The sequence below is a fragment of the Kitasatospora sp. MBT66 genome, from assembly GCF_000710405.2.
Lineage (GTDB): Bacteria > Actinomycetota > Actinomycetes > Streptomycetales > Streptomycetaceae > Kitasatospora > Kitasatospora purpeofusca.
This window is the reverse complement of record NZ_JAIY01000008.1, coordinates 580,506-586,505: the sequence shown is the minus strand read 5'-3', so window position 1 is coordinate 586,505 and position 6,000 is coordinate 580,506. Positions and strand designations below refer to the sequence as shown.

General features: G+C 76.1%; 4 protein-coding genes and 2 pseudogenes. 4 read left to right on the top strand and 2 right to left on the bottom strand.

The genetic code is table 11. From position 1 onward, the window contains the following. The 3 genes and pseudogenes from BI06_RS24120 to BI06_RS24110 form a co-directional block, all read left to right on the top strand. Positions 1 to 675: pseudogene (locus BI06_RS24120) on the top strand (hypothetical protein); the annotation flags it as partial. A gap of 128 nt (positions 676 to 803) precedes the next feature. Next, on the top strand, positions 804 to 2,462 hold the full coding sequence (locus BI06_RS24115; protein WP_030397753.1) for a restriction endonuclease: 1,659 nt from the start codon (positions 804 to 806) through the stop codon (positions 2,460 to 2,462). Positions 2,463 to 2,784: 322 nt separating this feature from the next. Continuing rightward, on the top strand, positions 2,785 to 3,594 hold the full coding sequence (locus tag BI06_RS24110) for a ZIP family metal transporter (RefSeq protein WP_043471548.1): 810 nt from the start codon (positions 2,785 to 2,787) through the stop codon (positions 3,592 to 3,594). Between the two features lie 41 nt (positions 3,595 to 3,635). On the opposite strand, the gene BI06_RS24105 is transcribed toward BI06_RS24110, so the two are convergent. After that, on the bottom strand, positions 3,636 to 4,541 hold the full coding sequence (locus BI06_RS24105) for a LysR family transcriptional regulator (RefSeq protein ID WP_043471292.1): 906 nt from the start codon (positions 4,539 to 4,541) through the stop codon (positions 3,636 to 3,638). A gap of 112 nt (positions 4,542 to 4,653) precedes the next feature. On the opposite strand from BI06_RS24105, the gene BI06_RS24100 reads away from it, so the two are divergent. Further along, positions 4,654 to 5,607: an EamA family transporter gene (locus tag BI06_RS24100; protein ID WP_043471289.1), complete on the top strand. Its 954-nt coding sequence runs from the start codon at positions 4,654 to 4,656 to the stop codon at positions 5,605 to 5,607. A 124-nt stretch (positions 5,608 to 5,731) separates the two neighbouring features. On the opposite strand, the pseudogene BI06_RS53750 reads toward BI06_RS24100, so the two are convergent. Then, positions 5,732 to 5,953 (bottom strand): annotated as a pseudogene (locus BI06_RS53750) (MarR family winged helix-turn-helix transcriptional regulator); the annotation flags it as partial. Positions 5,954 to 6,000: the final 47 nt, after the last annotated feature.

The window sequence follows — 6,000 nt, the reverse complement described above, 5'->3', positions numbered from 1 at the left end:
ACGGCCGGCCCCGGGGCGGGGCGCGGATCCGTCGGCCGGCTCTGCACCGCACCCGGCGGTGGACCGGTGCCGTCCCCGCCGACGCTGTTCGTCCCGGCACCGGCCGCCCCGACCCGGCCCGTGCTGCCCGCCCCCGCCCGTCGGACCGGGCGGCGGCGCACCGGGCCGGCCGGCGGCCACGGTGGGATCCCGCTCACCTTCACCGAGCTGATGGACCGGCTCGGCGAGTTCCCGCTGCTCACCTTCACCGGCGACCAGAAGGCCGCGCTCGCCCTCGACGAACTGCGCTGCGCCGGAGGGGGCTGGGCCCGGCTCACCTGGGACGGTCTGACGGCGCTCCAGGAGTACGCCGAGGCGGCGGTCCGCGGCCGGGCGGGCGGCGACTTCAAGCAGTGGTGCGAACGGACCCCGGCCGGCTGCCACCGCTTCCCGCCCCGCAAGGCGGTGCGCGGCGAGTCGCGGACGGTGTACAGCCACGCCAAGTGGAAGCGCGAGCGGATGCTCCCGGTGCCGGAGTGCGTGGACGCGTCCAGACGCGCCTTCATGGGGGCGCACCTGCGGATCGGCGGCGGCCGCACCGCACCCCGGCTGCACTACCTGGACGACTGTTCGGGCAGTGGCCGGATCTATGTCGGCTACATCGGACTGCACCTGACCAACACCCGGACCAACTGAGAGGCTTGGCTGACCGGTGCGCCCGTTCGGTGGACAATGTCCGGAAGCGGGGCGGACCCCCGGTTCGCCGCCGAGGGGCTGCCGACCGCCCCGGGCAGGCGCCGGACGAGCATGGGGGACGACCACCGATGCAGTACTCAGCAGACGGCCAGTCCGACGGTGCTGTCACGGCCCCCCAACCGGGCTTCCTCGCCTCCGTGTTCCGCGACCTCGGGGTGGAGGAGCCGACCGCGGGCGGTCCGTCCGGTCGTCCCGACGGCACGGCGGACGGACCGTCGGCCACGGGCCGGCCGGCCCCCGGTCCGCTCGGCACGGGCGGCGACGAGGACGTCGCCGCCCACGCCAGGGCCGCCGCGCTCACCCACCACCGCACGCTCACCGTCCAGGCCGAGCACGAGCGGCTGGCCGACCTGCTCCGGCGGTCCGCCCTGCCCGTCTCGGCCATGGACTTCGAGAGCCAGCTGCGCCGCTACGAGCCGCGCCCCTACCCGGACGGCGCGCCGCCCACGACGGCCGGCGCCGACCCGGAGCCGCGCTGGGAGGACTACGCGCCCGCCGAACCGGAGGCCTCCGACCCCGACGGGCCCCCGGTCCGCCGACTGCTCGACTCCGACTACCAGCGCGGACTGGCCAAGGCCCGGCTGGCCCACCAGCGGGCCCTCCGGGAGTGGCGCACCCGGCAGGCCGAGGCCGGCAGCCCCGCCGTCGACGAGTCCCGGCGCGCCCACGACGAGGCCGAGCAGGCCCGGGCGCGGGCGGTGCGCGAGTACAACGACTCCCTGGAGGAGTGCCGCCGGGCCTACCGGCAGGCCGAGCCGGCCGCCGTCGAGTCCCTGCTGGAACGGGCCCTCGCCGCCGCCGAGACCAACACCCGGGACCTGCCGGCGCCCTGCCGTGCCGTCTACCGGCCGCTGACCCGGACCGCCGTGCTCGACCTCGACCTGCCGCCGCTGGACGTGGTGCCCTCGCTGACCGGCTACCGGCTCGCCCCGGACGGCGAGGTCCTGCCGGTGCCGCGCCCGCCGGCCGACCGGGCCTCCGACTACCTGCGGCTGGTCGCCCGGCTGGCCCTGCGCGCACTGCAGGCCGCCGACGCCGTCGACACCGACGAGATCCTCGCCGGTGTCGTGCTCAACGGCTGGCTGCGCGAGCCCGGCGGCGCCCGGCCGCTCTGCCTGGTGAGCGTGGACGCGGACCGTGACGCACTGGCCCGCACCAGGCTGCTGCCGCCCACCGACCCCGACGAGGAGCCCGACGGCGAGGGTGTCTACGCGGACGCCGAGCAGGACGAGGCGCTGGTCCGGCTGCGCCAGCTCGACGCCGCCGTCAGCCCCGACCCGTACGGCGGGACGGGCGTCGAACCGGCCGCGCAGGCGGCGGCCACCGTCCCGGCGGCGCCGGACCTCTCGGCGAACGAGTTCGCCCAGCTGGTCCGTGAGCTGCTCACCCGGGGCGGGCTCGGGCAGTGGAGCGTGCGGCTGCGCGGCCCGGTCGGGCTGGTGGCCACCGGTGAGGGGCCGGTCGGCAGCGCGCTGCCCGGCCGCTGGGTGGTGTGGGCCTCCCGCGGCGAGGGGCCGGTGGGGGAGGAGGAGATCCGGACCCTGGCGGAGGCGGTCCGCGAGGAGTCGGCCGAACGCGGGCTGCGGCTGACCACCGGCCGCTTCACCGACGGGGCGCTCGACCTCACCGGCGAGGACGGGCACCGGCACATCCACCTGGTCGACGGGGACGGCGTCCGCGAGCTGACGCACACCCACCTCGGACTGTCGCTCGCCGCCGGCCACTGAACCGCGCGGGCCCGGCCGCCGGGGCGGTCGGGACCGGTCCGGCGTCCCGACGGGGTCCGGGAGGCCGGGTATCCACTACGGTGGTCGGCCCCGAGCGGGTGCCGTCGGCCGGATCCGACGGCCCGCCCCGGTGCCTCACCCCGACGGCTTGCCCGGCGGGCGACGGCGCGCGGGGTGTCCGACGCTGGGGGACACGGCCGGCCGGCACCGGCTGACGGTCGGCCCGGGGACGGGCGGGACACGGGGGAGACGAGTTGGACAGACGGACCGTCACGGCGGTGCGGCGGTGACCGCGGTCCTGGTGGCCGCGGGGGCGTTCCTGATGACGCTGATCGGCGGCTGGGTCGCGCAGCGCACCGGCGACCGCCGGCACCTGGTGCTCGGCTTCGCCGCCGGGCTGATGCTCGGGGTGGTCGCCTTCGACCTCCTCCCGGAGGCGCTGCACCAGGCGCCCGAGGAGGTGCACGGGGTGCCGCAGGCGCTGCTGATGTTCGCGGCCGGCTTCCTGGCCATCCACATCGTCGAGCGGGCGGTCGCGATCCACCGCGGCCACGAGGAGGAGTACGCCGAGCACAGTCACGGCCACCGCGACAGCCACGGCCGGTCCTCCGATCAGGGCGGGGGCCACCACGCCCACAGCCACGGCCACAATCACGGCCGTGCCAACGGCTCTTCCCGGCCGGACGCCGAGCGCCACCAGGGAGTGGGCCTGACGGCCGCGATGGCCCTGGTCGGCCACAGCGTCATGGACGGCTTCGCGATCGGTGCGGCCTTCCAGGCGGGTACGACGGTCGGCACGGTGGTGGCGATCGCGGTGGTCGCGCACGACTTCGCGGACGGCTTCAACACGTACACGATCACCCGGCTCTACGGGAACAACAAGCGGCGGGCGCTCGCCCTGCTGGCGGCCGACGCGCTGGCGCCGGTCACCGGTGCCGCGATCACCCTGCTGTTCACCATCTCCGAGCACCTGCTCGGGCTGTACCTGGGGTTCTTCGCCGGCTTCCTGCTCTATCTGGCGACCTCCGACATCCTCCCCGAGGCGCACAGCCCGCACCCCTCGCGCACCACGCTGCTCTGCACGCTCGCGGGGGTCGGCTTCATGTGGCTGGTGATCGGCTTCGCCTCCTGACAGCCGGTCGCGACGGGGGCGTCCGGGGCCGGCCGCCCCCGTCAGCCGCTGCGGGCGTCCCAGCGGGCCCGCATCGCGTCCAGCGCCTCGGTGATCGCCGGCCGGCGCGCGGCCTGGGAGCGCCAGAGCGCGAACACCCGCCGGGCCGGCTCCGGCGCCACCGTCCGGGCCACCACTTCCGGCGGCAGCGCGCCCCGGCCCAGCCGGGGCACCAGCCCGATGCCGAGACCGGCCCCGATCAGGGCGATCTGGGTCTCGAACTCGCCGACCCGGTAGTGCACGTCCGGCTCCTCGCCGGCCTCGCGCAGGGTCCGGACCAGCCAGTCGTGACAGATGTTGCCCGGCGGCACGCTCGTCCAGCGCTGCCCGCGCAGCCGGCCCACCGGTACCACCGGGAGCTCCGCCAGCGGATGGCCGACCGGCAGCAGCAGATCCACCGGGTCCGGCCCGAGGTCCATCCGGTCGAGCCCCTCCTGCACCGGCAGCGGCACCGTTGGCCAGTCCTGGACGAGCGCCAGGTCGACCTCGCCGCGCGCCACCAGCTCGGCCGCCGGGTACGGGTCGCTCTCCAGCAGCCGCACGTCCAGCTCCGGGCAGCGCTCGCGCAGATCGGCCAGCACCCCCGGCATCAGTCCGCGCGCGCCGGTCGCGAAGGCGGCCACCAGCAGCCGACCGACCGCCTGGCCGCGCTGCTCCTCCAGCCGCACCTCGGCCCGCTCCACCAGCCCCAGCACCGCCTGCGCCGTACCCGCCAGCTCGCGCGCCGCGTCCGTCAGCACCACGCCCCGGCCCTGGCGCTCCAGCAGCACCGTCCTGGTCTCCCGCTCCAGCTTGGCGATCTGCTGGGAGACGGCGGACGGGGTGAAGCCGAGGGCCGCAGCCGCCCCGCCGACCGAGCCGTGGACGGCCACCGCGTGCAGCGCCCGCAGGCGCCCCAGATCCATCATGCAGCAATACTAAAGCGTTGCCTTCAGAACTCATCGCTGGTGCTGAACGGTTCCCGGCGGCCATCCTCGTGCCATGAGCACATCCCCGCACGCCGCCCCGGGCGGCGGCAGCATGAGTCCGCGTCACATCGGCCTGGCCGTCCTGGTGGCCGCCGTCTGGGGCCTCAACTTCGTCCTCATCCACATCGGGCTGCAGAACTTCCCGCCGCTGCTGTTCTGCGCCCTGCGGTTCGCGGTGGTCGCCGTCCCGGCGATCTTCTTTGTCGGACCGCCGAAGGTCGCCCTGCGCTGGGTGCTCGCGGTCGGGGTGGTGCTCGGCGTGGTCAAGTTCGGCCTGCTCTTCCTGGGCATGCACGCCGGGATGCCGGCCGGACTCTCCTCGCTGGTGCTCCAGGGGCAGGCGGTGTTCACCGCGCTGTTCGCCGGCGCGCTGCTGGGCGAGCGCCCCGGCGCCCAGCGGCTGACCGGCCTCGGCGTCGCCTTCGCGGGCATCGGGCTGAGCGCCGTCGACCACGGCCTCGGCGGGCCGCTGGGCGCCTTCGCCCTGGTCGTCCTGGCCGCGGCCGCCTGGGGGCTGTCCAATGTGCTGACCCGCAGGGCCGCCCCGCCGGACGCGCTGCGCTGGATGGTCTGGGTCAGCGCCGTGCCGCCGCTGCCGCTGCTCGGCCTCTCGCTGCTGGTCGAGGGCCCGGAGGCCGACCTGCGCGCGCTGCGCGGGATCGACCTCGCCGGGCTCGGCGCGATCGGCTACGTCGGGCTGGTCTCCACCCTGTTCGGCTTCGTCGCCTGGAGCTTTCTGCTGCGCACCTACGACGCCACCGCCGTGGCGCCCTACTCGCTGCTGGTGCCGGTGTTCGGGATGTCCTCGGCCTGGCTGCTGCTCGGCGAGTCGGTCGGCCCGGTGGCCGCCGTCGCCGCGCTGCTGGTGATCGCCGGGATCGGGATCACCGCGCTGCGCCCGGGGGCGCTGTCCGGCGCGGCGCGGCGGTGGACGCGGTGGTCGCCGCGTAGGCGGCCTCGGCGCTCCGCAGCGCTCGCAGCAGCGCGTCCTGGTCGGCGGGGCTGACCGCGCCGAAGTACTCCTGGGAGACCTCGTAGCGGACCTGGCCGATCCGCTCCACCGCCGACCGGCCGGCGGCGGTCAGCAGGATCCGTACGGCGCGGCGGTCGGCCGGGTCCGGGCTCCGTTCCACCAGTCCGGCTTCCTCCAGCGCGTCGACCACCGTGGTGGCCGAGCGGGGGGCGATGTGCAGCCGGTCGGCCAGGTCGCTGAGCCGCATCGCCCGGTCGGGGAGCTCGCAGCCCGGGGCATGCGCGAGGGTGCGCAGGGCGCGGCCCTGGCCGGGGGTGATGCCGTAGGGCTCCAGCCGCTCGCTGGTGAGGCGGCGGATCCGCTTGATCGCCCGGGTCATCGCGTCGGCCAGCTCGGCGGCGGTGTCCTGTTCGGTGCTGCCCTGTT